24 protein-coding genes, 1 tRNA gene and 1 pseudogene are annotated in these 24,417 nt (G+C 63.1%); 12 read left to right on the top strand and 14 right to left on the bottom strand.

Annotated elements, in window-relative coordinates; genetic code table 11:
* The 6 genes from bioD (at position 1) to QWY74_RS05535 (ending at position 4,540) form a co-directional block, all read left to right on the top strand.
* A complete protein-coding gene (gene bioD / locus QWY74_RS05560; RefSeq protein ID WP_290313964.1) occupies positions 1-702 on the top strand; it encodes a dethiobiotin synthase in 702 nt (233 codons plus the stop codon).
* Positions 703-747: 45 nt separating this feature from the next.
* Positions 748-832, top strand: a tRNA-Leu gene (locus QWY74_RS05555).
* A gap of 228 nt (positions 833-1,060) precedes the next feature.
* On the top strand, positions 1,061-1,507 hold the full coding sequence (locus QWY74_RS05550) for a universal stress protein (protein ID WP_264825097.1): 447 nt from the start codon (positions 1,061-1,063) through the stop codon (positions 1,505-1,507).
* A 176-nt stretch (positions 1,508-1,683) separates the two neighbouring features.
* Positions 1,684-3,009, top strand: a complete 1,326-nt coding sequence (gene bioA, locus QWY74_RS05545) for an adenosylmethionine--8-amino-7-oxononanoate transaminase (protein ID WP_264825096.1) — start codon at positions 1,684-1,686, stop codon at positions 3,007-3,009.
* Positions 3,010-3,042: 33 nt separating this feature from the next.
* Positions 3,043-3,363, top strand: a complete 321-nt coding sequence (locus tag QWY74_RS05540) for a winged helix-turn-helix domain-containing protein (protein ID WP_264825095.1) — start codon at positions 3,043-3,045, stop codon at positions 3,361-3,363.
* Between the two features lie 184 nt (positions 3,364-3,547).
* The gene (locus tag QWY74_RS05535; protein WP_264825094.1) at positions 3,548-4,540 is read left to right on the top strand and encodes a hypothetical protein; all 993 of its coding nucleotides are present in this window, start codon (positions 3,548-3,550) and stop codon (positions 4,538-4,540) included.
* Positions 4,541-4,639: 99 nt separating this feature from the next.
* Here QWY74_RS05535 and QWY74_RS05530 read toward each other — a convergent pair whose 3' ends face one another.
* From QWY74_RS05530 to QWY74_RS05520, 3 genes and pseudogenes are all read right to left on the bottom strand, one after another.
* Positions 4,640-5,419, bottom strand: a complete 780-nt coding sequence (locus QWY74_RS05530) for an SDR family NAD(P)-dependent oxidoreductase (RefSeq protein WP_264825093.1) — start codon at positions 5,417-5,419, stop codon at positions 4,640-4,642.
* A 16-nt stretch (positions 5,420-5,435) separates the two neighbouring features.
* Positions 5,436-7,106 (bottom strand): AMP-binding protein, encoded by a 1,671-nt coding sequence (locus QWY74_RS05525; RefSeq protein ID WP_264825092.1) that lies wholly within the window; start codon positions 7,104-7,106, stop codon positions 5,436-5,438.
* Between the two features lie 163 nt (positions 7,107-7,269).
* Positions 7,270-7,583 (bottom strand): annotated as a pseudogene (locus QWY74_RS05520) (helix-turn-helix domain-containing protein).
* Positions 7,584-7,704: 121 nt separating this feature from the next.
* Between QWY74_RS05520 and QWY74_RS05515 the strand changes: the two are divergent.
* The 5 genes from QWY74_RS05515 to phnE (QWY74_RS05495) all read left to right on the top strand — a co-directional run bounded on the left by QWY74_RS05515 (position 7,705) and on the right by phnE (QWY74_RS05495) (position 12,533).
* Entirely contained in the window at positions 7,705-8,889 is a 1,185-nt protein-coding gene (locus tag QWY74_RS05515; protein ID WP_264825091.1) for an acetyl-CoA C-acyltransferase, read from the top strand.
* Between the two features lie 142 nt (positions 8,890-9,031).
* Positions 9,032-9,994 carry a phosphate/phosphite/phosphonate ABC transporter substrate-binding protein gene (gene phnD / locus QWY74_RS05510; RefSeq protein WP_290314014.1) on the top strand — a complete coding sequence of 321 codons (963 nt, stop codon included), beginning with the start codon at positions 9,032-9,034 and terminating at the stop codon, positions 9,992-9,994.
* Positions 9,995-10,075: 81 nt separating this feature from the next.
* A complete protein-coding gene (gene phnC, locus QWY74_RS05505; RefSeq protein ID WP_264825090.1) occupies positions 10,076-10,897 on the top strand; it encodes a phosphonate ABC transporter ATP-binding protein in 822 nt (273 codons plus the stop codon).
* Positions 10,894-11,703, top strand: a complete 810-nt coding sequence (gene phnE, locus QWY74_RS05500) for a phosphonate ABC transporter, permease protein PhnE (RefSeq protein WP_264825089.1) — start codon at positions 10,894-10,896, stop codon at positions 11,701-11,703. Before phnC ends, phnE (QWY74_RS05500) begins: the two co-directional genes overlap by 4 nt.
* Positions 11,700-12,533, top strand: coding sequence for a phosphonate ABC transporter, permease protein PhnE (gene phnE, locus QWY74_RS05495; protein WP_290313963.1), 834 nt, complete (start codon positions 11,700-11,702; stop codon positions 12,531-12,533). Before phnE (QWY74_RS05500) ends, phnE (QWY74_RS05495) begins: the two co-directional genes overlap by 4 nt.
* Positions 12,534-12,597: 64 nt before the next feature.
* Here phnE (QWY74_RS05495) and QWY74_RS05490 read toward each other — a convergent pair whose 3' ends face one another.
* The 9 genes from QWY74_RS05490 to QWY74_RS05450 all read right to left on the bottom strand — a co-directional run bounded on the left by QWY74_RS05490 (position 12,598) and on the right by QWY74_RS05450 (position 21,620).
* Positions 12,598-12,894 carry a metalloregulator ArsR/SmtB family transcription factor gene (locus tag QWY74_RS05490; RefSeq protein ID WP_435389131.1) on the bottom strand — a complete coding sequence of 99 codons (297 nt, stop codon included), beginning with the start codon at positions 12,892-12,894 and terminating at the stop codon, positions 12,598-12,600.
* 74 nt (positions 12,895-12,968) lie between these two features.
* Entirely contained in the window at positions 12,969-14,201 is a 1,233-nt protein-coding gene (arsJ, locus tag QWY74_RS05485; protein ID WP_290313962.1) for an organoarsenical effux MFS transporter ArsJ, read from the bottom strand.
* Entirely contained in the window at positions 14,194-15,225 is a 1,032-nt protein-coding gene (locus QWY74_RS05480; protein WP_290313961.1) for an ArsJ-associated glyceraldehyde-3-phosphate dehydrogenase, read from the bottom strand. Before QWY74_RS05480 ends, arsJ begins: the two co-directional genes overlap by 8 nt.
* 40 nt (positions 15,226-15,265) lie before the next feature.
* Positions 15,266-15,691: an arsenate reductase ArsC gene (locus QWY74_RS05475; protein WP_264825084.1), complete on the bottom strand. Its 426-nt coding sequence runs from the start codon at positions 15,689-15,691 to the stop codon at positions 15,266-15,268.
* A gap of 140 nt (positions 15,692-15,831) precedes the next feature.
* The gene (pstB, locus tag QWY74_RS05470; RefSeq protein ID WP_264825255.1) at positions 15,832-16,614 is read right to left on the bottom strand and encodes a phosphate ABC transporter ATP-binding protein PstB; all 783 of its coding nucleotides are present in this window, start codon (positions 16,612-16,614) and stop codon (positions 15,832-15,834) included.
* A gap of 92 nt (positions 16,615-16,706) precedes the next feature.
* Complete coding sequence (pstA, locus tag QWY74_RS05465) at positions 16,707-17,873, bottom strand: phosphate ABC transporter permease PstA (protein WP_264825083.1); 1,167 nt, start codon at positions 17,871-17,873, stop codon at positions 16,707-16,709.
* A gap of 17 nt (positions 17,874-17,890) precedes the next feature.
* Positions 17,891-19,147, bottom strand: coding sequence for a phosphate ABC transporter permease subunit PstC (gene pstC, locus QWY74_RS05460; protein WP_264825082.1), 1,257 nt, complete (start codon positions 19,145-19,147; stop codon positions 17,891-17,893).
* Between the two features lie 94 nt (positions 19,148-19,241).
* A complete protein-coding gene (locus QWY74_RS05455) occupies positions 19,242-20,273 on the bottom strand; it encodes a PstS family phosphate ABC transporter substrate-binding protein (RefSeq protein ID WP_264825081.1) in 1,032 nt (343 codons plus the stop codon).
* A 102-nt stretch (positions 20,274-20,375) separates the two neighbouring features.
* A complete protein-coding gene (locus QWY74_RS05450) occupies positions 20,376-21,620 on the bottom strand; it encodes a Bcr/CflA family multidrug efflux MFS transporter (RefSeq protein WP_264825080.1) in 1,245 nt (414 codons plus the stop codon).
* A 144-nt stretch (positions 21,621-21,764) separates the two neighbouring features.
* Between QWY74_RS05450 and tal the strand changes: the two genes are divergently transcribed.
* Entirely contained in the window at positions 21,765-22,703 is a 939-nt protein-coding gene (gene tal / locus QWY74_RS05445; protein ID WP_290313960.1) for a transaldolase, read from the top strand.
* Between the two features lie 27 nt (positions 22,704-22,730).
* Here tal and QWY74_RS05440 read toward each other — a convergent pair whose 3' ends face one another.
* Positions 22,731-23,240, bottom strand: a complete 510-nt coding sequence (locus QWY74_RS05440; protein ID WP_290313959.1) for an STAS domain-containing protein — start codon at positions 23,238-23,240, stop codon at positions 22,731-22,733.
* On the bottom strand, positions 23,227-24,417 hold the full coding sequence (locus QWY74_RS05435; protein WP_264825077.1) for a PP2C family protein-serine/threonine phosphatase: 1,191 nt from the start codon (positions 24,415-24,417) through the stop codon (positions 23,227-23,229). Before QWY74_RS05435 ends, QWY74_RS05440 begins: the two co-directional genes overlap by 14 nt.

Here is a 24,417-nt window from a genome sequence, read left to right as displayed (position 1 = left end):
ATGGGAGCCTACTTCGTCACCGGTACCGACACTGACGCCGGCAAGACCATGGTGGCCAGCGGCCTGCTGGCCCTGGCTCGCCAGCGGGACATGAGTACCCTGGGGCTCAAGCCGGTAGCCTCGGGTTGCGACAAAACTCCGGCAGGGCTGCGAAATATCGACGCCCTGACCCTCGGCGAGCAGAGCAGGCCCCAGGTCCCGTACGAAACCATCAACCCCTACGCCTACGAACCAGCCATCGCTCCACATCTCGCCGCCCGGCGTGCCGGCCGGGTACCGACACTGAACCATCTGGTCGCGGCCACCGCCGAGCCGCTGGCCTGGCAACGTGACCTGACGCTGATCGAGGGCGCCGGCGGCTGGCGCGTGCCCCTCAACCAGCACGAAGATCTCGCCGGACTGGCTGTACGCCTGCGCCTGCCGGTGATCCTGGTGATCGGCCTGAAGCTCGGCTGTCTCAATCACGCCCGCCTCAGCGCCGAGGCGATTTGCGCCGACGGCCTGCGACTGGCCGGGTGGGCCGGCAACCTCATCGACCCCGACTTCGCCGTCGATGAACACGACTATCAGGCCAACCTGGCTACCCTCGGCCAGACGCTCCAGGCCCCCTGCCTCGGCCTGATACCGCGACTCGACGCAGGGAGCCCCGGACAGCGCGCCACCGCCGCTGCGCAACACCTTTCCCTGCCGAGCGCCGATTGACTTGGCACCACCGATAAGTAAAATAGCATCGCCTGCCAGATACGTGCGGATGTGGTGGAATTGGTAGACACGCCAGATTTAGGTTCTGGTGCCTTCGGGCGTGGGAGTTCAAGTCTCCCCATCCGCACCACTTGTTTTCCCCTTTCTCCTCCTCGCTTATTTACGGCAACGCAACTCTTGGTGGTCACTGATGCCGCCCTGCGTAGCGACCAATAGCCTGCCTAAGCCGGCACCCTACCTGACGAACCTCCCCCGTCATGAAGACTGCGTCAAATCACCGCGCGGCAACTCACCTGGGTATCCAAGGCTGTTTTTTTCTCCTAGACTAAAAGACGTCACATCACAAAGGAGAGCCAACATGTTCAAGCACATCCTGGTCCCGGTCGATGGTTCGGAACACTCCAAGATCGCTCTGCAGGTCGCCAGCCAGCTCATCGCTTCACAGGGCGGCAGCATCACACTGCTGCATGTTCCAGAGCCTCGCGACAATGAACCACTGCTGGTCTGGGGCCTGGGGGCGGTGCCGTCCGAGGCGTCGCTCGAGGAACGTGACAAGGCGGGCAATGCATTGCTTGAGAAGGCCATGGAAGAAGCCAGGGCAATGGGGCTGGCTGACGACACGATCAATACCCAGCTCGAACATGGCGAACCACGCCAAGCCATTGTGACGGCCGCCAAGAACATGAACGTGGATGCCATCGTGCTGGGAAGCCGTGGCCTCAGCGACTTCAAGGGCATGATGGTCGGCAGTACTTCCCACAGCGTCAGTCATGATGCCGAGTGCCGGGTGATCACGGTTCACTGAAGCACCGCGGATTCCATTGCCTTGATCTCACGCCATGGCCTCTCATGTGATGCATGAGGGGCCAGCCCCTGTTGTCGTGGCGGGCCAAATCAGCCCACCGGCGTTGTAAACCTTTAAATAATTACGGGTTTACCTGTACAGTACCGGGCCATCATCTCCCCCTGCCCGGAGCCGTCATGTCCACTGAACCGCGAAACGCCGACACAGCACCCTCCTCATGTTCTGGCGAGCAACGCCTCGCCTCGCCCGTCTGGCACCCCTATGCGCACCTCAAGACCCAGAATCCGGCTCCGAGAGTGGTTGGCGGCGAGGGACCACGCTTCATCCTGGACAACGGCGAGTCGCTGCTGGATGCCACCTGCTCCTGGTGGTGCATGATTCATGGCTATCGCCACCCGCGCCTGGTGCGCGCCATTCAGGAGCAGGCTGACACGCTCTGCCACGTGATGCTCGGCGGCCTGACCCACGATCCAGCCGACCAGCTGGCTCGCGAGCTGGTGCGTGTCACCCCCGAGGGCCTGAATCATGTGTTCTTTTCCGATAGCGGCTCGGTGGGAATGGAAGTCGCCATGAAGATGGCCGTGCAGTATCAGTACCTGCGCGGCCAGCCCGAAAAGCATCGCATGCTGTCGTTGATGAAGGCCTATCACGGCGATACCGCGGGCTGCATGGCGGTCTGTGATCCGGAAGAAGGCATGCATTCTCTGTTCGCCGGCTTCCTGCCACAGCATTACTTCGCCCCGGCGCCGACAGCGTCCTTCGATGCCGATGCGGCCAGTGTGCAGGCCGACCTGGACGCCCTGCGCGCCGTTCTCGAGGCGCATCATCACGAGATCGCCGCCCTGCTCATGGAACCCTTGCTGCAGGCTGCCGGCGGTCTCAACATGACCTCTCCCGCCTACCTGCGCGGCGCGCGTGAGCTGTGCGAGAAATTCGATGTGCTGTTGATCCTCGACGAGGTAGCCACCGGCTTCGGTCGCACGGGGCGCATGTTCGCCGCCGAGCATGCCGATATCACGCCGGACATCATGGTGCTCTCCAAGGGCCTGACCGGCGGCTACCTCGGTCATGCTGCCACCCTGGCCAACGACCGGGTGCACGACACCTTCATCGGCGACAGCGAGCTGCACGCCTTCATGCACGGCCCGACCTTCATGGGCAACCCGCTGGCCTGTCGCGTGGCGCTGGAAAGCCTGTCGGTCTTCGAGGAAGACGACTACCTGGGGCGGATTGCCACCCTGAACCGCGTACTGTGCGAGGAACTGGTCGAAGACGACAACCTGCGGGCCCACCCGGCTGTGGCCGATGTCCGCGTGCTGGGGGCCACCGCCGCCATCGAGGTGCATGACGCCTCCTCGCTCGAGGGCGCGGCGGATTTCGCCCGTACCCAGGGCGTATGGCTGCGCTCCTTTGGCCGCTGGCTGTACACCATGCCCGCCTATATCACTTCCCCCGAGGACATGCGTCAGATCACCGAAGCGATGAAGGGCTGGTTTCGCTAACATGGCAGTACATTTCTCGAACGTGCCCGAACCATGACGTCACTCAGCAAGACCCAGTCGAGCTTCTATCGCCGCCTTTACGTCGCCCACCTGGTCGCCGCCGGTACCGACAGCGTACCGGCCATAGTCACCGCTACGGGCATGCCGCGGCGCACCGCCCAGGATACACTCTCGGCCCTGGCCGAGCTGGATATCCACTGCGAGTTCGAGCCGACACCCGGCGAGCGCCACAACATCGGCCGCTACGTGATTCGCGACTGGGGGCCCATCGACCCCGACTGGATCGAGCGTCATGCCGAACGGCTTCGTCAGACCCTGGGTTACCCCGAGCGCACCGAGACGATGTCCCCGTAGCCAAAACGGCAAGGGCCTTACCGCCTGTGCGTCGAGATGCCGGCCGACTCACTCTAGCGAGCCCGGCAGCCGGCTACCGCCATGGGCGGAGAAAAGACAAAGTGCCACTAAGGGGAGGTGCCCGGGCGTCAGCCAAGGTAAACTCGCCGGCTGAAAACCGACGACGGACAGGGATTCCCTCTCGATGCGCCAGACCCTCATGACGATGCTGCTGATCAGCGCCTGCTTCACGGCTCATGCCGAGGACACCACGACGGATCAGTCTGACAGCGACCTGCCCACCTGGGCCGATGAACGGCTTACTCCCTTTCACGAAGACGTGTCGAACTGGGTCGAGACGACCTCAAGGCGCATTGACAGCTTCTTCGGCACCACGGATGCCTTCACCGTGGAAACCGACTCCTACCTGCGCATCAGTGCGGGAGGCGAATGGCGCCAGGGCCAGGCATTCGATGACGACTGGGGCGCTCGCTTCCGGCTGGATCTACCGACCAGCGAGGAGCGGCTGCGTTTGATCATCGAGAGCGAACCGGAAGAAACCCGAGGCACCCTGGGCGAGCAGGACGCCAGCCTGCCGAATGATCGCCCCGATGGCCTGGAGAGCCTGCAGATCGGGCTCAACCGGCTGGGCAACCGCGACAAGACCAAGCGCTGGAAAACCGAAGTGGGGGCCGGCGTGCGTTTGCATCTGCCACTCGACCCTTACACCCGAGTCACGACCCAGCGCTTGTGGACGCTGGACGATGGCCCCTGGCAACTAGAAAGTGACAACCGGCTGTCATGGTTCAATAACGACGGCTTTTCGGCGCGCACCCGCTGGGATCTGGGTAGACCGCTGGATGACAGCCGCCACCTGCGTTTCATCACCAATGTGCAGTGGCGGGAAGAGGTCGACAACCTCGAGTACAGCGAAACCGTCGAGCTCAACCACCGCCTGAACCGACGCAGCGCCCTGCGCCACAGCCTTGGCCTGATCGGCGAAAGCGGCTCCCATCCGCGTCTGGAGGACGCCTATCTGCAGACACGCTATCGGCGCGACGTGCACAAGGGCATCCTCTTTCTGGATGTCGCGCCCTCCCTGCATTTTCCGCGGGAGCACGACCATGACCCACGCTGGCAGATGAACCTGCGCCTGGAAATGTACTTCCGGCGGCATTTCGACCGTGCCGTTTTCTAGGCCAGGCATCCGCCACTCGCCACCGGCCGGGTAATCGCCTGCAAGGTCGCGGGTCGGCGGCGGCCATCGTGGCCGCCTGAAGCTCCCGCCGCTGCTGGCTCATTGCATTCTGATGCCGCCGTCCAGGCGAATCACCTCGCCGTTAAGCATCGGATTGGTGACGATCTGCTCGACCAGACGCGCATACTCATCCGGCTTGCCGAGTCGCTTGGGGAAGGGAATCGCGGCCGACAACGCGGCGACGGCGTCCTCGGGGATATCGCTCATCATCGGGGTCTCGAACACCCCGGGGGCAATCGTCATGACGCGGACGCCATACCGCGAGAGCTCACGCGCCGCCGGCAGGCCCATGCCCGCCACACCGGCCTTGGAAGCGCTGTAGGCGCACTGCCCCACCTGGCCATCGAAGGCGGCCACCGAGGCCGTGTTGATGATCACCCCCTGCTCGCCGTCCTCGCCCGGCGGATTGTGCGACATCGCCGCCGCGGCGAGCCGCATGACGTTGAAGGTGCCGACCAGGTTGATCTGAATGGTCCGCGCATAGGCGTCCAGATCCGCCGGATTGCCGTCGCGATCCAGCAGCTTGGCCACGCTGACCACGCCGGCGCAGTGAATCAACCCGGCCATGCCGGCCTGACCACCACTCTGCTGTCCGAGAGCCACGGTGGCATCCACCGCCGCCTGCATATCCGCTGCCGACGTCACGTCACCACGGACGGCTCGGGCGGCTTCGCCCAGCTGCACGGCATGTGCCTCCACGGCATCGCTCAGGTCGCAGAGTACTACCCGGCCGCCAGCGGCCACGATGCGCTCCGCCGTGGCGGCCCCCAATCCGGAAGCCGCGCCGGTGATTAAAAAACTGTTGTCCTTCAGTTGCATTGATAGGTCTCCATGGTCATTGAGCGGCAGCATCAGCCTTATCGGCGGCATCCGTGCGCAGCTTGAAGCGTTGGATCTTGCCGCTGGGTGTCTTGGGCAAGACATCGACAAACTCGATCACCCTAGGAAAGGCGTGTGTTGAAAGACGTTCGCGGACCTGCTGACGAATATCGTCGGCCAGTGAATCACTAGGCTCGAAGTCATCTCGCAGCACCACGTAAGACTTGATGATCTCACCGCGAATCTCATCGGGCTGACCTACTGCGGCGGACTCCGCCACGGCCGGGTGCATGAGCACGGAGTTCTCCACGTCGGTAGGCCCGACCCGATAACCGGCCGTCGTGATGATGTCGTCGTCGCGACCGGCGAACTGGAAGCTACCATCCTCATTGCGCTGCACTACATCGCCAGTCAAATAATATCCCTCGACGAAAGGGTCCTTCTCCTGCCATGTGTAACCCGTAAAGAAATGGGCCGGGGAACCGGCGAGATCGACCGCCAACACACCGGGCTTCCCCGGTGGAAGCTCATTGTACTCGGCGTCGAGGACTGTCAGACGATAACCGGGCAGCGGGACACCCATGCCACCGACATGTTTGGGATGCGCCAGGGCATGGTGATTGCAACAGGTCATGCCGGTCTCGGTTTGCCCATAGTGATCCATCACCGAACAGCCCAGCGCCTTCTCCACCCAGGTGACCACTTCCGTGTTGAGCGGTTCGCCGGCGGAGCTGGCACGCCGCAAGGCGAGTCGCTGGCCCGCCTCATCGAACAGCCCCGAGGCCTTCATCAGCCGGTACGCCGTAGGAGCGGCGGCGAAATTGGTGATGCGATGGCGCTCCATGAAGTCCAGTGCGCCCTCGGCACTGAAACCTGTCTCGCAGAAGTACGTGGTCACGCCAAGCAACAAGGGGCCAGCAATAGCGTAGTAGAGCCCGTAAGCCCAGCCGGGATCGGCCATGTTCCAGAAGCGGTCGCTAGCATCGAGCCCGATGGCCAGTTTCATGTAGAGCGCGAAAGCCGGCATAGCGGCAAGCGGTATGGCAACGCCCTTGGGCTTGCCTACGGTGCCGGAGGTAAACATCTGTAGGAAGGGAGCATCCGGTGACTGGCGTGGCGCCTGGGCGATGATGGCAGCATGTGTCAACGCCGTGTCCCAATCCAAGTCATCAGCATGCTCGGCATCCGGCCCGCCTACGTTCAACACTGGCGGGCACTGGTCCAGGCCGTCGAACTTGTTCCGATTGTCAGCGTCGGTGATCACCAGGCGCGTATCAGCTCGTTCCAGTCGATACGCTACCGAGTCGGATCCGAAGGCGGTAAACAGCGGCTGATAGACAGCTCCAATGCGCCAGCTGGCCAGTATGGCGACCAGCAACTGCGGCGTGCGAGGCAACATGCAGGCGATACGATCCCCCTCGCCCAGGCCTCGTGCGGCGAGCCAGCCAGCGAGTTTTTCGCTCTCGGCGGCCAGCTCTGCGTAACTCAAGGAGCTAACCTGTCCTTGGGTATCTTCATGTACCAGGGCCGTCACCTCGCCCCGTCCTTCACGCAAGTGCCGCCCGCAACAGGCCTCAAAGGCATTCAGGCGGCCATCGCGCTTATCATCGAGATGGGCGATGACATCTTCGACGGTAAAGGACTCGAGATAGACATGATAATCGTGAAGACTCGTGGACGTACTCATGAGCTACCACCTATGAGTGTTGAAAGAATCTAGCTAATATCTTGTCGTTGACGTAAACGTAAACCAACAGATACAAGCTAGAGTCTTCAACTTGGCAGAGCAAGCATCAAGAACGGTGAGAAGACTAGACCATAGTCGACGCCATGGACGAATCGTCAAGCTGTCAGTAAAAAGGCTGAGTCAGCACTGCGACCAGTTTATAGGCCAGTTCCTCCGGGGTGCGTTCACCCTCCGGGTCATACCAGCGTACCGTCCAGCTGAGCGCGCCCATGACGGAGCGCGAGACCAGAAAGCGGTCACCATGGATCAGGCCGGCCGCCAGGATTGCCTGCTTGTCCCGGAAGTGATGAAAAAGACCGCCGGACTTGACCCCATCTCGTCGGCCAGCATGCGCACCGTGGTGCGATCGAAGCCTTCCTGAACGAAAAGCCGATCGGCTTGGCGGGTGAGTTCCTTGCGGCGGGGTGACTCATTCATTACATTCATCAGGATTCACACTAGCGCTAGCTTGCTTGACCCTGAGCACTCCACAGCCCCCACACCGGGTCAACGCGGCCAGCCTATACCCGGAACATCACCCATTCACGGGAGAAGGCTCATGAGTCACGCCAACGATATCGTCTTCCTGGCGGCAACCCGCACCCCCATGGGCGGCATGCTAGGCAATCTGTCCTCGGTGGAGGCACCCGAACTGGCGGCGACCGCCATTCGCGCCGCCATCGAGCGAGCCGGCATCGCGCCCGACGCCATTGATGAAGGCTTCATGGGCTGCGTTCTGCCAGCCGGCGTCAAGCAGGGTCCGGCTCGTCAGGCCATGCGCCAGGCCGGCATTCCGGACAGCATCGGCGCCACCACCATCAACAAGCTCTGCGGCTCTGGCATGAAGAGTACCATGCTGGCCCATGACCTGATTCGCGCCGGCAGCGGCGATATCATGCTGGCCGGCGGCATGGAGTCGATGTCCAACGCGCCGCACCTGCTGCCGCGTGCGCGCACCGGCTACCGCCTGGGCCATGGCGAACTCAAGGACCATATGTTCTTCGATGGGCTGGAGGATGCCGAAAGCGGTCAGCTGATGGGCGTCTTCGCTCAGGATATCGCCACACAGCGCGGCTTCACCCGCGAGCGCCTGGATGATTTCGCCATTGCCTCGCTGGAACGCGCCATGCAAGCGACCCAGGCCGGCTATCTCGACGCCGAGATGGCCCCGGTCACGATCAAGGACCGCAAGGGCGAAACCCGCATCGACCACGATGAGCAGCCCTTCCAGGCCCGGCTCGACAAGGTTCGCGAGCTGCGCCCCGCCTTCACCCGGGATGGCACCATCACCGCCGCCAACGCGAGCTCGATTTCCGACGGCGCCTCGGCATTGATCCTGGCCAACGGCGCCGCCGCCCAGCGCCTCGGGGCCCGGCCCATCGCCCGAATGCTGGGCCACAGCACCCACTCACGTCACCCGAGCGAATTCACCATTGCCCCGGTGGGCGCCATCGACAAGCTGATGACCCAGCTCGACTGGAGCGTCGCGGATGTCGACCTGTTCGAGATCAACGAAGCCTTCGCCGTGGTCACCCTGATGGCCATGGACGACCTGGGGCTGCCACACGACAAGGTGAACATCCACGGCGGCGCCTGTGCCCAGGGCCACCCGGTGGGCTCCACCGGCTCGCGCATCATCGCCACCCTCATCCATGCTCTGCGCAGCCGGGGCGGCAAGCGCGGCATCGCCAGCCTGTGCATCGGCGGCGGTGAAGCCACCGCTGTGGCCGTGGAGCTTGTCTGACCGACAGACTAGCGCGACCTGAACGGTTGGGCGTCATGCCACTGACACCCAACCGACATCTAACTGCCACAAGGATGTCATCATCCCCGGAACAGACTGAACCTGTGTTCCCACTTCCCGACACAGGTGATTCTCCGTGCAAATGTTGACCCGCTCCCTGATCGTCGGTGGCCTCGCCGTCACCGCCCTCTCTGCCGGCGCCTCTCAGGCTCAGGCCGACTTCCAGCTCAGCGACCGCTTCACCGACAACGACGGTGACCTGGTAGCCGATATTCCGGAAGATGAATCCCAATGGCTGAATCCGGACACTCTGGTGTTCGCTTACACGCCGGTCGAGGATCCTGCCGTTTACGCCGAGGTGTGGGACGGTTTCCTCGAACACATGGAAGAGGTCACCGGCAAGAAGGTGCAATTCTTCCCGGTTCAGTCCAACTCTGCCCAAATCGAGGCAATGCGCGCCGAGCGCCTCCATGTCGCCGGCTTCAATACGGGCTCCAATCCCCTGGCCGTGGCCTGCGCCGGTTATCGCCCCTTCACCATGATGGCCGCCGAGGACGGCAGCTTCGGCTACGAGATGGAAATCATTACCCATCCGGACTCCGACATCGAGGAAGTCGAGGACATCCGCGGTCGCACTCTGACGCACACCTCCGAGACCTCCAACTCCGGGTACAAGGCCCCCACGGCGCTGATGGCCTCGGAATTCGACATGGTCTCCGGCGAAGACTATGAGGTGGACTTCTCCGGCAAGCATGACAACTCCGTGCTGGGTGTGGCCAACCAGGACTATGCCGTGGCCACCGTGGCCAACTCGGTGAAGAACCGGATGATCGACCGCGGCGTGATCGACGCCGACCAGCTCGAGGTCATCTATCAATCGGACACCTTCCCCACCACCAGCTATGGCACCGCCCACAACCTGGCGCCCGAGCTGCAGGACGCCATTCAGGAAGCCTTCTACTCCTTCGAATGGGAAGGCAGCGCGCTGGAGGAGGAATTCGGTCGCAACGGCGAAGAACAGTTCATCCCCATCACCTTCAAGGAACACTGGGCGGTGATTCGCCAGATCGATGCGGCCAACGGCGTCGAATACAACTGCAACTGAGTCACTCCCCCAGGCAAGGCGCGGGCGACATCGGGTCGTCCGCGCCTTCACGTCGTTGAGACGCAGGAGAAAACCGGCAACGTGCTTACTCTCGATAAACTCACCAAGACCTATACCCAGCAGGACACGGCCTTGTCCGACGTCACCTTTCAGGTACCCCGTGGTCAGGTCGTGGGCCTGATCGGCCCTTCTGGCGCCGGCAAGTCGACCCTGATTCGCTGCATTAACCGCCTGGTAGAACCCTCCAGCGGCAGGATCCTTCTAGGCGAGACCGACCTGGTGAACCTGAGCAGTGGAGATCTGCGCCAGGCTCGTCGGCGCATCGGCATGATCTTCCAGGAATATGCGCTGGTGGAACGCCTGACCGTGATGGAGAACGTGCTGTCCGGGCGGCTGGGCTATGTGCCCTTCTGGCGAAGCTTCACCCGACGTTTCCCCGGCCGGGATATCGAGAACGCCTACCGCCTGCTCGACCGGGTGGGGCTGCTCGAACACGCCGACAAACGCGCCGACGCCCTCTCGGGCGGCCAGCGACAGCGCGTCGGAATTGCCAGGGCTCTGGCCCAGGAGCCGGAGCTGCTGCTGGTCGACGAGCCCACGGCGAGTCTCGATCCCAAGACCAGTCGCCAGATCATGCGCCTGATCACCGAGATCTGTGCCGAGCGCCAGCTACCCGCCATCGTCAACATCCATGATGTCCCGCTGGCTCAGCAGTTCGTCGATCGTCTGATCGGTCTGCGAGCCGGTCGCATGGTCGTCGACGACTCGCCGATGTCCCTCGACGAAGCCATGCTCACCGAGATCTATGGTGCCGAGGACTGGAACACCTCTGAACAGGACGACGACCCTGATCCCGACGACCGGTCACAGGGCCCAATGCGTGTGGCGGGAACAGCAACATGACGGCGAAAACCTCCTACCCACGACACTGGAAACGCCCGCCACAGCTGGTCACGACCCGACGCTGGCGACTGGCGCTACCGCTGCTGATATTGAGCTATCTGGTCCTGGCCGTCGGCTCGCTGGAGATTGACGTCGAAAGGGTCATCGAGGGCCTGGAGCGCGGCGCGCGTTTTATACAGGGCTTTCTGCAACCGGATTTCACCAGCCGCTGGGGCGACATCCGTCGAGGGCTAATCGAGAGCCTGACCATGACCCTGACCGCCACCGTGGTGGGGGTGTTGATCTCGGTTCCCATCGGCATCGGTGCGGCCCGCAATCTTTCGCCCAGGCCGGTCTATCTTGTCTGTCGCTCGATCGTCGCCGTCAGCCGTTCCTTGCAGGAAATCATCATCGCCATTTTCCTGGTGGCCATGTTCGGCTTCGGCCCCTTTGCCGGTTTCCTCACCCTCGCCTTTGCGTCCATCGGCTTCGTGGCCAAGCTGCTCGCCGACGACATCGAGGAAGCCGATGCCAGCCAGATCGAAGCGATCCGGGCTACCGGGGCCAGTTGGTGGCAACTGATTCACTTTGCCGTGCAGCCCCAGGTCATGCCGCGGTTGATCGGTCTGTCACTCTATCGCCTGGACATCAACTTCCGCGAAAGCTCGGTGATCGGCATCGTCGGTGCCGGCGGCATTGGTGCCACCCTGAATACCGCTATCGACCGTTACGAATACGACAGCGCCGCCGCCATCCTGCTGATCGTCATCGCCATCGTGATGCTGACGGAATATGGTTCCAGCTATCTAAGGAAATTCCTGCAATGAGCGCTCTTGATAACCGCTCCGGCGAGCCGAGCCATTACTCGCGAGTCTGGACTTTTCGAACGCCGCGTGCACGGCTGGCACTGTGGGGGGGCTGGCTCGCCCTGGTGGCACTGTTCGTATGGTGCTGGCAGGTCATGAACGAAGGCACCCTGTGGATCTTCGTCGCCGATGCCCCCGACCAGGCCATGGACATCGGCAGCCGCATGTTCCCGCCTGAGCTGGCTTATATAGCCGAGCTGCTGATGCCGCTGTGGGATACTATCAACATCGCCACCCTGGGCACCCTGGGCGGGGTCATCATGGCGGCGCCCATCGCCTTTCTCGCCGCCCGCAACACCACCCCATCGGTGCTGCTGGTGCGACCCGTGGCACTTTTCATCATCGTCGCCTCGCGCTCGATCAACTCCTTGATCTGGGCCCTGCTGCTGGTCGCGATCATCGGACCGGGTTTGCTGGCAGGCATCGTTGCCATCGCCCTGCGCTCCATCGGCTTCGTCGGCAAGCTGCTTTACGAAGCCATCGAGGAAACCGATCACCACCAGATCGAGGCCGTGGCCGCCACTGGTGCCCGATCCGCCCAGATCCTCCACTATGGGATCGTCCCCCAGATACTACCGGCCTTCTGGGGTATTGCGCTGTTTCGCTGGGACATCAACATTCGCGAGAGCACCATCCTGGGGCTGGTGGGGGCCGGCGGCATCGGCATGAAGCTGCAATCCTCCATCGACACTCTGGCCTGGTCCCAGGTTGCCACCATCCTGATCGTGATCCTGGCCACCGTAGTGGTCAGCGAAGCCATCTCGGCGCGCATGCGCCAGGCACTGATCTAGGCATTCCTGGGCTTGCCAGCGTCAACATACGCCCGGGCCAAGCCAGGCAAGCCCCGGGCGGCAGTCAACACAGGGCGGCGCGACGCTCGGGGCGATCCCCCATGGCCTCGATAGACGCCTGAAGCATCTCGAGACGCTCGGCGTCCCCCCGGGCGGCGGCGGCCAGGGCGTCCTCCGCCCAGTCCGGCAGGTTCGGCTCGAGGGCATAATGGACCCAGGAACCCTCACGGCGGTCCTGAAGCAACCCGCAGTGGCGAAGCTGGGCCAGGTGGCGCGAGACCTTGGGCTGTGAAAGCGCCAGCGCATGCGTCAGTTCACAGACGCACAACTCGCCTTCACCGCGAATCAGCAGCATCAGCATCAGGCGCGTGTCATCGGCCAGGCACTTGAAGCACGTCAGGGGTGTCAGCTGCGTCAATGGCTCATCTCCCGCCTTCACTCGGCGGCCTGTGCATATCGCGGCAAGGCCAGGGCCATCAGTGCACTGGCCGCCACCAGGCCGGCGGAGACCCACAGACACGCCGAGAGTCCGTACACCTGATAGACCCAGCCCGACAGCACCGTACCGGCCAGGCGCCCCATGGCATTGGCCATGTAATAAAAGCCCACGTCCATGGACACCCCGTCGGCCCGGGCGAAGTGCACGATTAGATAACTATGCCAGCTTGAATTGATAGCAAACAGCACGCCGAATGCCAGCAGGCCGGCCACCAGCCAGCCCACCTGAGCCAGCGGCAACAGCGCCAGCAACACCGGCAGCCCTGCCAGCCAGGCAGCCCAGAAGGCGGTGACAAAGCGCGGACCTCCGCCGACCAGACCGGTCAGTCGGGGTGCCTGGGTCTGGACCCCGCCATAGCCGATCACCCAGATTGCCAGCAGCCCGCCCACCGTCCAGTGGCTCCAACCGTGCTGGTCATACAGAAACACCGGCAGGGCCACCACGAACCACACATCCCGGGCGGCGAATAGACAGAAGCGCGCCGCCGACAGCACATTGATGGCCCGCGACTGGGAAAACACCTCCGTGAACTTGGGTTTGCGCTTCTGCCGGCCAAGATCCGCCCGCAGCCGCCAGAGCGACAGCCCCAGCACCACCGCAAGCATGACGGCCATGACCACCATGGCGCCCCGGAAACCGATCAGCGTAAGCAGCGCACCGCCGAGGAAGAAGCCCAGTCCCTTGAGGGCATTCTTCGAGCCCGTCAGGATCGCCACCCAGCGATACAGGGCGCTGTTGGCCTGGGCACTATCCCTGGGCACCAGCACCTTGACCGCGCTCTTGGCGCTCATCTTGTTGAGGTCCTTGGCGATGCCCGACAGCGCCTGGGCCGCCATCACCCAAGGCACGCTCAGGCTGGCCGCCGGCACCATCAGCATCGACAGCGCCAGGATCTGCAGTCCCAGCCCGAGGTTCATGGTGCGGTTGAGGCCCAGGCGTGCGCCCAGCCAACCGCCGACCAGGTTGGTTACCACGCCGAAGGCTTCGTAGAAGACAAACAGCATGGCCACTTCCAACGGCGAGTAACCCAGCTGGTGGAAGTGCAGCACCACCAGCATGCGCAGGGCGCCATCGGTCAGGGTGAAGGCCCAGTAATTGCCGGTGATCAACAGGTACTGACGGATCTCGAAGGGCAGCGCCCGGAGTCGTGCGCCCAGGGATTCAGCCACGCGTCCCTCCGGCATGGCCGACCTTCAGGGCCAGTTCCGCGGTGCGATTGGCATAACCCCACTCATTGTCATACCAGGCATACAGCTTGAGCTGCGTGCCGTTGATGACCATGGTCGAGAGCGCATCGATGACCGAGCTGCGCGGATCGGTGCGATAGTCGATGGAGACCAGCGGGCGCGGCTCGTAGCCCAGAATGCCGGCAAGCTCCCCCTCAGCGGCGGCTTTCAGGGCGGCATTGACCTCTTCCACCGTCACCTCGCGCTCGAGCTCGAAAACCATGTCGGTCAGCGAGGCATTGGCCAGGGGCACCCGCACGGCGTGGCCGTTCAGCTTGCCGGTGAGCTCGGGAAAGATCTCGGTGATCGCCCGGGCCGAACCCGTGGAGGTGGGAATCAGGCTCATGCCGCAGGCGCGGGCACGTCGCAGGTCCTTGTGCGGCGCATCGAGGATGGTCTGGGTATTGGTGATGTCATGCACCGTGGTCATCGAACCATGGCGAATGCCGAAGCGTTCCTGGATCACCTTGATCACCGGGGCCAGGCAATTGGTGGTGCAGCTCGCGGCGGTGACGATGGCATGCTGATGCGGATCGTACTGGTCGTCGTTGACCCCGACCACCAGATTGAGCACGCCGTCATCCTTGACCGGGGCGCTGACCACGACCCGCTCGACGCCCTGCTCCAGATACGCCTGCAGGGCTTGGCGCTCCTTGATGACGCCGGAGCACTCGATTACCACCTGGCAGCCGGACCAGTCGCTGTCATCCACGGCAGAACCGGCCCCGAAGGCGATCTGGCGTCCATCGATCGTCAGGCAGCCGGCTGAGGCCTGGATACCCTGGCCGGGGCACCAGTGCCCGTGCACCGAATCGAACTCCAGCAGGTGCGCGAAGGTGGCAGCCTCCCCGCCCGGGTCATTGAGGCGCACCACTTCCACCTCACCGGACGCGACATGCGGCCAGAGTGAGCGCAGCGCCAGGCGCCCGATGCGCCCGAAACCATTGATGCCGATACGTAGTGTCATGCGTCTGAGTCTCCTCGATGCGCCGGATGATGACCGGTGGTCAGCGGGTGGAAGTGTCCTGGGCCTTGAGTTCGAGCCACAGCGTCAGGCGTCGACGGATTTCCTGCAGCGCCTGCTCGTAGGCATCCGGACGATCGATCTGTCGCGGGTCGCGGATATCCCAGTAGAGATATTCGTCATGGCTGCCCGGCCAGTCGCGGCAGGCCTGATGCGCCTTGTCACAGAGCACGATCACCGTCTCGAAATGCTCACCGGTAAACTCTTCCAGCGGCTTGCTGGCCAGCGTGGTGGTGTCGATACCCTGCTTGTGCAAGGCGGCCAGCGCCAGCTCGTGGGGTTGATCCGGTTGCGAGCCGGCGCTGAAGGCAGCAAAGCGCTCCCCGGCCAGGTGCCGTAGCAGCGCTTCGCCCATCAGCGAGCGGGCCGAGTTGGCATTACACAGAAAGAGCACGTTGGGTCGCGTCATACAGCACCTGATGTTGATATATGGAATTCCATATATAACCGACTCAGGTGTCAATACAATGACAACCCGACGCCAAAAGACAACGGGGAGGCCTTTCGGCCTCCCCGTTCACTCAGCATGCTTGTCCGGCCGATCAGCCATCAACCATAGCGGCCGGTGATGTAATCCTCGGCCTTCTTGGTCGCCGGATTGGCGAACATGGTCTTGGTGTCGTTGTATTCGACGACTTCACCAAGGTGGAAAAACGCCGTGTAATCCGCCACACGCGCCGCCTGCTGCATGTTGTGCGTCACCGTGATGATGGTATAGCGCTGCTTCAGCTTGTCCATCAGGTCCTCGACCGTGGCCGTGGAGATCGGGTCCAGCGCCGAGGTCGGCTCATCCATCAGGATCACGTCCGGGCTCACCGCGATGGCGCGGGCGATGCACAGACGCTGCTGCTGGCCACCGGAGAGCGAAGTGCCGGGCTCATGCAGCTTGTCCTTGACCTCTTCCCAGAGACCCGCATCCCGCAGGGCACGCTCCACCAGCTCGTCGGAATCCGCCTTGCGGCTGACCAGGTCATGCATGCGCGGCGCATAGGCGACGTTCTCGTAGATCGACTTGGGGAACGGGTTGGGCTTCTGGAAGACCATGCCCACGCGCCGACGCAGCGCCACTTCGTCCATCTTCTTGTCGTTGATGTCGCGGCCGTCCATCTCGATCATGCCCTGGATGCGCACACTGGGGATCAGATCGTTCATGCGATTGAGGCACCGCAGGAAGGTCGACTTGCCGCACCCCGAGGGGCCGATCAACGCCGTGATGTTCTTCTGGTAGACATCCATGTCGATGCCGCTGAGTGCCTGATTCTCGCCATACCAGAGGTTGAGATCACGAGTGCGAATACTCAGCTCATGGTTGGCATCTTCGTTGCGTGTCACCGGCTCGCCGGCAGTTTGACCGGTCATGGATGTCGTACTCCGCTGGGCTACTTGCATGTTCATCATGACATTTCCTGTTTCAGGCCGCGGGGTTACCAGCGACGTTCGAATTTCTTGCGCAGCACCACGGCAGTCGCATTCATGAAGATCAGCACCGCCAGAAGGACCAGGATGCCGCCCGAGGTCTTCTCGACGAAGGCCTTGTCCGGTTCCCCGGCCCAGGTGAAGATCTGCGCCGGCAGCACCGTTGCCGCTTCGGTAAAGGAACCGGTGATATCCGGAATGAACGCCACCATGCCGACGATGATCAACGGCGCGGTTTCCCCCATCGCCTGAGCCAGTCCAATGATAGAGCCTGTCAGGATACCCGGGAAGGACACCGGCAGCACATGGTCACGAACCATCTGCCAGCGCGAGCAGCCCACCCCGAACGCCGCATGGCGAATGGAGTCCGGAACACTGCGCAGTGCAGAGCGCGTCGAGATGATGATCACCGGCAGGGTCATCAACGCCAGCGTCAGGCCACCCACCACGGGCGATGAACGCGGCACCCCGAAAAAGCCGATGAAGATCGCCAGGCCCAGCAGACCGAAGAGGATCGACGGAATGGCGGCCAGGTTGTTGATGTTGATCTCGATCAACTGGGTAAAGCGGTTATCGGGGGCAAACTCTTCCAGGTAGACCGCCGTCATCACGCCGATGGGAAAGGCCACCGCCAGGGTCACCAGCAGCGTCATCATGGTACCGAAGGCCGCCGAGGCAATACCGGCATACTCCGCCATCTTGGAGTCGCCCTTGGTGAAGAAGGTGGTATTGAACTTGAGCTCGGCCCGCCCTTCGGAGGCGAGGCGGTCGACCACCGCCTGCTGACTGGCGTTGAGACTGGTCTTGTGCCCCTTGAGGTACTGATCGACGGCACTATCCGCCAGCACCCACTCGGTACGGGTGGTACCCAGCAGATCGGAATCGGCTTCCATGCGCTGCGGAATAAGGCGCAGATAGCCGCGGCTGACCAGCGGGCGCATTTCCTCGTCGAGGGCCGCCAGGGGAATCTCGGCGGCCTGTTCAGTGTATTGGACCTCGGCCTGGACCTGGGCCTGCTGGAAGGCCGGCAGCCCCTTGACCAGCATGTCGGCGAAGAACAGCACCAGGAAAAGCCCGGCCAGCCCCAGAGCCCCCATGGACATCCACTTCAGGCGTGCCGACTTGCGGTGACGCTTCTTGAGCTGGGCGCTGATGTCTTCAAAGGAATGGTTCATCGGTCAGAACTCCCAGCTTAAAGGTTGTTGATGCGATACTTTTCGCGGAACCGGCGAATCATGATCACCGACACGAAGTTCAGTGCCAGGGTCACCACGAACAGCACCAGCCCCAGGGCAAAGGCCGAGAGGGTTTCGGCACTGCCGAACTCCAGATCCCCGGTCAGCGCCGAGACGATACGCACCGTGACCGTGGTCATGTCCTCGAAGGGATTGGCGGTCAGGTTGGGGCGCATGCCGGCGGCCATGACCACGATCATGGTCTCGCCCAGGGCTCGCGAGACGGCCAGCAGCGACGCCGAGATGATGCCCGGCATGGCCGCCGGCACCACGACATCACGGATCATCTCGCTCTTGGTCATGCCAAGCGCCATCGCGCCTTCACGCATGCTGCCCGGCACCGAGCTGATGACGTCATCCGACAGCGAGGAAATGAACGGAATGATCATGATGCCCATCACAAGCCCGGGCGCCACGGCATTGCTGAAGGAGGCCTCGATGCCGAAGAAACCGGCCACGGCCACCACGATAGGGGCCACCGTGATGGCGGCGAAGAAGCCGTAGACCACGGTGGGAATACCGGCCAGAACCTCGAGGACCGGCTTGGCCACGGTGCGAACCTTGTGAGGCGCGAACTCGGCCATGTAGATCGCCGAGAGCAGCCCCACCGGAATGGCGACCAGCATGGCGATCAAGGTGATCATGAAGGTACCGGCGAACAGCGGCACCGAACCGAACTTGGCGGCACTGCCCCCCTCGTCACCGCGACCCGCCGCTTCCAGGAAGCTGGCGCCGGGGTTCCAGGTGGTACCGGTAATGAAGTCCCAGAAGCTCTGCATCTGGAAGAAGCGGATCGCCTCCCCGATGATCGAGATGAGAATGCCGAAGGTGGTAAAGATCGACACCATGGCGGCGCCGGCCAGCATGAAGCGAACGACCGCTTCGATGGCCTTGCGCGCATGAAAATTGGGTTTGACCAGATAGATACCGGCCATCAGACCGACACAGGCCACGACCAGGCTGCCGGCCAGCAGATAGAAGGACGAGATGTCGCCCCCCATCCACAGCATGAAGAAGGCGCCCACGGCGCCTACCAGCACCGCCGGTCCCGCCGTGGAAAGCACGGTGAACCAGCCATACTGATCGGGCTGAGCGTGCATGGCAGAACCCGCTGCACGCACCCGGGACGCCTTGGCGCGACCCAGGAAGAAGGCTATCAGACCCAGCACCAGGAGTATGCCGCAGAAAGTGGCGAAGAGTTGATTGGTCTGCATAGGATTCTCTCGAAGGAATTCAAGCGGAGCATTCGCCCCTACGTGAACCGGCCGACAGCCTGGCTGCCGGCCGGTCAGGGCATCACCAGTAGGCTTACTTCTTCAGGTCAGCCAGTTCGAGCTGCTCCTGGTTCTTGACGGCGTTGCGCTGTTCCTCGCGCATCTCCTTCGGTGCCGGGATCAGGCCCAGGCCCTTGAGATAGCCCATATCACCGATCATCTTCTCGCTCATGAACATGTTGGCGTAATCCATCATCGCCGGCACATCTTCGCTGTGTTGATTCTTGACATAGAAGAACAGCGAGCGCGACACCGGATAGTCGCCGCTGCCGATGGCTTCCGGCGTCGGTTTGACACCATCGATGCTGGAACCGACCAGCGCCTCGGCGTTCTCTTCCAGGAAGGAGTAGCCGAAGATGCCGAAGGCATCGGTGTTCTCGGCTAGGCGCTTGACGATCAGGTTGTCGTTCTCGCCGGAGTCGATGAAGGCACCGTCGGAACGGATATCGGTGTAGGCCTCTTCGTAGGCATCCATACCCTCGGAGGCATGCTCCATGACCAGTTCCTCGAAGGCATCACGGGTGCCTGAGGTGGTCGGCGGACCATAGACGGCGATCTCGCGATCCGGCAGCGAGCTGTCGATGTCGTTCCACTTCATGTAGGGGTTGTCGACCAGCTCACCATCGACCGGCACCTTGGCCGCCAGCGCCTTGAACAGCTGCTCGCGGGTGACGTTCATGGCTTCGTTTTCGCTGGACTGAGCGAAGGCGATGCCGTCATAGCCGACCATGGCTTCAGTGATGTCAGTCACGCCATTTTCCTGGCAGCGCTCGAACTCGGAGGGCTTGATGCGACGCGAGGCGTTGGTGATATCCGGCGTGCCATCACCGAGGCCGTTGCAGAACAGGCGCAGACCACCACCGGAACCGGTGGACTCGATGACCGGGGTCGCGTATTCGGTGGTGGCACCGAACTCTTCGACCACATAGCTGGCAAAGGGGTAGACCGTGCTGGAACCCACGATGCGCAGCTGCTCGGACTCCTGGGCCTGGGCAGCGCCCGCCACGCCGACGGCGGCAGCGAGTACGGAAGTCTGGAAGATGCGGTTATTGAGGATGCGATTCATGGAGATGGCTCCTGTTCATGGGGATATTCATCCTTCGCATGACACAAGGTGCCCCACAAAAATGACAGCTTCATGACATGCCGTCATTTTTCTTCCAAAAAATCACCCCTCCCGCGAGGCGGCCGCGGCAGACGCTTCCACCCTGCCCGAGCGCCCTGCCGCTGCCGAGCCCAGGGCATGACCGGCCAGCCGGCGCAGCGCGATATTGCCGGCCAGCGACACCACCAGCATGGTCAGCACCATGGGCCAGGCACTGTCGATCTCGAAGGCACTGACGATGACCCCCGCCAGCGAACCGAAGGTGAACTGGATACTGCCCAGCAGTGCCGTGGCCGTGGCACTCATGTGGCTGAAGTGCTCGAGCATCGACGACATGGCATTGGGTGTGATCAGCCCCACCATGCCCATGAACACCATGATCAGCGGCACCACCGTATAGGGCGAATCCAACCCGGTCGCCACCAGCCCGATCAGGCCCACGGCCACCGCCAGTTGCACGGCCATGCCCAGGCGCATGTTCTGCTGTGGACTGCGCCGCCGCAACAGGCGGATATTGAGGCGGTTCGAGGCCGCCATGACCACGACATTGGCCCCGAACACGACCGGATAGATGGCCGGCGAGATGCCGTAATGGGTGATGTAGAGAAACGGCGAGGCCGTGATGAAGGCGAACATGCCGGCGAAGGTGGTCGCCACCGACAGCACATAGCCCATGGCCTCGCGATGGCGCAGCACGCTGGCATAGTTACGTAGCACCTGGCGTGCCGAGGCCATCGGCGCGTCCGCGGGCCGCGTCTCCGGCAGGCGCGTCCCCATCAGCCACAGCAGGAAGGCCGCGTACACCGCCAGGAAGACGAAGATCAGCCACCAGTCGGCCAGGTACAACAGGCCGGAGCCCACCGCCGGCGCAGCCAGTGGCGCCAGCATCATGATCATGGCCATGGTCGACATGACCTTGGCGGCCTCGCGACCGCTGAAGCAATCCCGCACAATGGCCGCCGAATTGACCACACAGGCCCCGCCGCCCAGTGCCTGGACGAAGCGCAGCCCGAGCAGCTCGGCCAGGGTGTTGACCTGGGTGATCAGCAGACTGGCAATCAGGAAGATCACCAGCCCGCTCAGCAGCACCGGACGCCGACCGAAGCGATCGGACAGCGGCCCCCCGGTCAACTGGCCGAGCGCGAAGCCCAGCAGGAAGAAACTGATCGACAGCTCGGTATGATGCACGCTGGCGCCCACCGATTGGGCGAGCGCCGGCATGGCCGGCAGATAGGCATCAATGGCAAAGGGCGCCAGCGCGGTGTTGGCCGCCACCAGCAAGGCCGTTCGTCGAGCGTCGAGTTTCAAGAGACCTCCACAGGAATCCGAGTCAGAGCCCCCATCATAACGTCATTCGTCACGGCCTGCCGGTTTCACCGACGGGTCAGTGTTGTCGGCGCCGCGAGCTTGATAGAGTGGCAACACTGCAAAACCCACCGACAAGGACTCTGTATGGCTGACGACCAACTCTCCCAACTCAAGCAAATGACCACCGTAGTGGCCGATACCGGTGACCTGGAAACCATTCGCCGCTTCCAGCCCACCGATGCCACCACCAATCCCTCGCTGATTCTGCAGGCCGCCCAGCAGCCGGAACGCCGTGCCCATCTTGCCGATATCGCACGCCGTGCCACCGACATCAATGCCGCCCTGGATGCCGTGGCCGTCGACATCGGCAGCGAGATCAGCCAACTGGTGCCCGGCTATGTCTCCACCGAGGTCAGCGCCCAACTCTCCTTCGACACCCAGGCCACCCTGGCCCGAGCCCGTTCGCTGATCGAGCGCTATGCGCGTCTGGGAGTGCCGGCGGAGCGCATCCTGATCAAGGTCGCCGCCACCTGGGAAGGCATTCAGGCGGCGCGCGTGCTGGAACGCGAGGGCGTCCACACCAACCTGACGCTGCTCTTCAGCTTTGCCCAGGCCAGGGCTTGTGCCGACGCCGGCGTCACGCTGATTTCACCCTTCGTCGGGCGCATTCTCGACTGGCACAAGGCCCGCGACCCGGAAGCCGACTTCAGTGGCGACCGGGACCCCGGCGTGCAATCGGTCCGCCACATCTACGAGCACTTCAAGGGGCACGGCTACGAGACCGTGGTCATGGGCGCCAGCTTCCGAAACAGCGGCGAAATCCGGGCATTGGCGGGCTGTGACCGCCTGACCATCTCACCGGCCCTGCTCGAGGAGCTGTCCGAGACCCGGCAACCGCTGGAACGCCGGCTCACGCCCCTGGACGCCGAGACCCAGGCCCCTGACCCGCAGGACGAGGCCGAATTCCGCTGGGACCTGAACGAGGACGCCATGGCCACCGAGAAACTGGCCGAAGGCATTCGCAAGTTCATGGCCGATCAGCGCAAGCTGGAAACCCTGCTGGCCGAACTGCGCCAGGGCTGATGAGCGCGCGGCGTATGGGAGGAAGGCCTACTCGGAGGAGCTCGAGGAGCGCTGCGCCTCAAGCATCTCCACCAGCGGCTGGAACTGCTCGCGATTGTGCTCGCTCATCTGCATGAGAATGCGATGCGCCTCCAGGACACGCTCACGGGTATCGGCCTCATCGGCCGGCACGGCATCGAGATCATGAAGCTCCGCGAGCTCGGTCACCGGCGACTCCAGCAGGGTGTAATAGCGGGCGAATCCCATGACATCGAGCATGCGGCGCACGTCCGGATGATTAACCACAATGGTCGGCGCCTGTGCGAGGCGGCCGCGCAGCGCCATGGCCACCTTGGCCAGAAAGCCGAGTGCCGTCGAGTCCACGTTGGTCGCTTCGCGCAGATCCACCATCACAGCTTCCAGCCCAGGGGTCTCGGCCATTTGCTGAGCCTGCTGATCCAGGGTCGCACACAGCGTCAGGCGCACATCGCCACTGAGCTTGAGTACGAAGACGCCGGACTCGAACGCCGCCTGAAGACGGCCCTCATGCTTTATCATCGCCAAATCCGCTCAACATCATGATCGTCAGGTCGTCCGGCAGCTCATCGCCATTAGCTTCATCCTCGGCCACGCCGTTACCTTCCACCCGTTCGCCCAGTGCCAGGCTGGCCGTTAGGTCCATCAGCGATTCGCAGCATGCGGCCCGCTGGCCGAGCACCTCGAGGCGCTCATCCAGCGTATCGCCCGGCAGGCACTCGAGGATGCCATCGGAGCAAAGCCAAAGCCTGAAATCGTCGGGCAGGTGGCATCCCAGAGACGGATACTCGACATCCGGGAAGAGGCCCACCGGCATGCCCTCGCCCTCCAGGGCCACCAGGCCGTCGCCGGACACCAGCATGGGCATGGGAAACTGCGAACCGAGCGAATAGTGGAGATATCGCTGCTCGCGGTCAATCACCCCGACAAACAGGGTGGCATGCTTGCCGATGCCGGTATCCAGGAGCTCGCGGTTGAGCGCCGACAGCCAGCTCGGCCCGATGGCCTTAGGGTCCCGACCGTCCCACTCGCTCTGCCAGCGATTGAACAGATACTTGAGCAGCACGGTCACGAAGGCCGACGAGGCGCCATGCCCTGACACATCGGCAAAGTAGAAAAGCGTGAAGCGCTCGTCGAAGTGCAGGAAGTCAAGAAAGTCCCCGGAGAGGTAGAGCGACGGGGCCAGCCAGTAATCGCAGCGAACATTGCCGGAATAGTTGGGCGTCGGCGGCAACAGCTTGCGCTGGATCTGCCCGCCCGCCTGCTGGTCGAGTCGCAGCATGGCCAGGTGCGTCTCGAGGTGCTCGTTGAGCTCCCCCAGACGTCGCCGGTCATGCTCCTGCTCCCGGGCCAGACGATTGATCTCGATGACTCGGCGAATCATGCGTCGCAGCAGGTGTCCATGGCGCAGCGGATCGACCACATAGTCCACAAGCCCCGCATCCACCGCCGAGAACAGCTCGCTGTCCTGGCGATCATCACTGACGACAAGCGTCGGCAGACGCCGACACAGCGCCGGCCAGTCCTGCGCCGCCACCGCCCGCGAATGGGCCACCACCAGCACTGTCTCCTCGGGTAGCTGATCGACCTCGGCGGCGGCAAAGACCGCCAGGCCATCCCGGGCAATAGTGCCTGCCAGGGCATCGCGCTCGTCCCCGGGAAGGTCGACCAGACCGATCAGCTCATTGTCACTCGACAT

It is taken from the genome of Halomonas almeriensis, from assembly GCF_030409235.1.
Lineage (GTDB): Bacteria > Pseudomonadota > Gammaproteobacteria > Pseudomonadales > Halomonadaceae > Halomonas > Halomonas almeriensis.
This window is presented reverse-complemented; position numbering and strand designations above follow the sequence as displayed.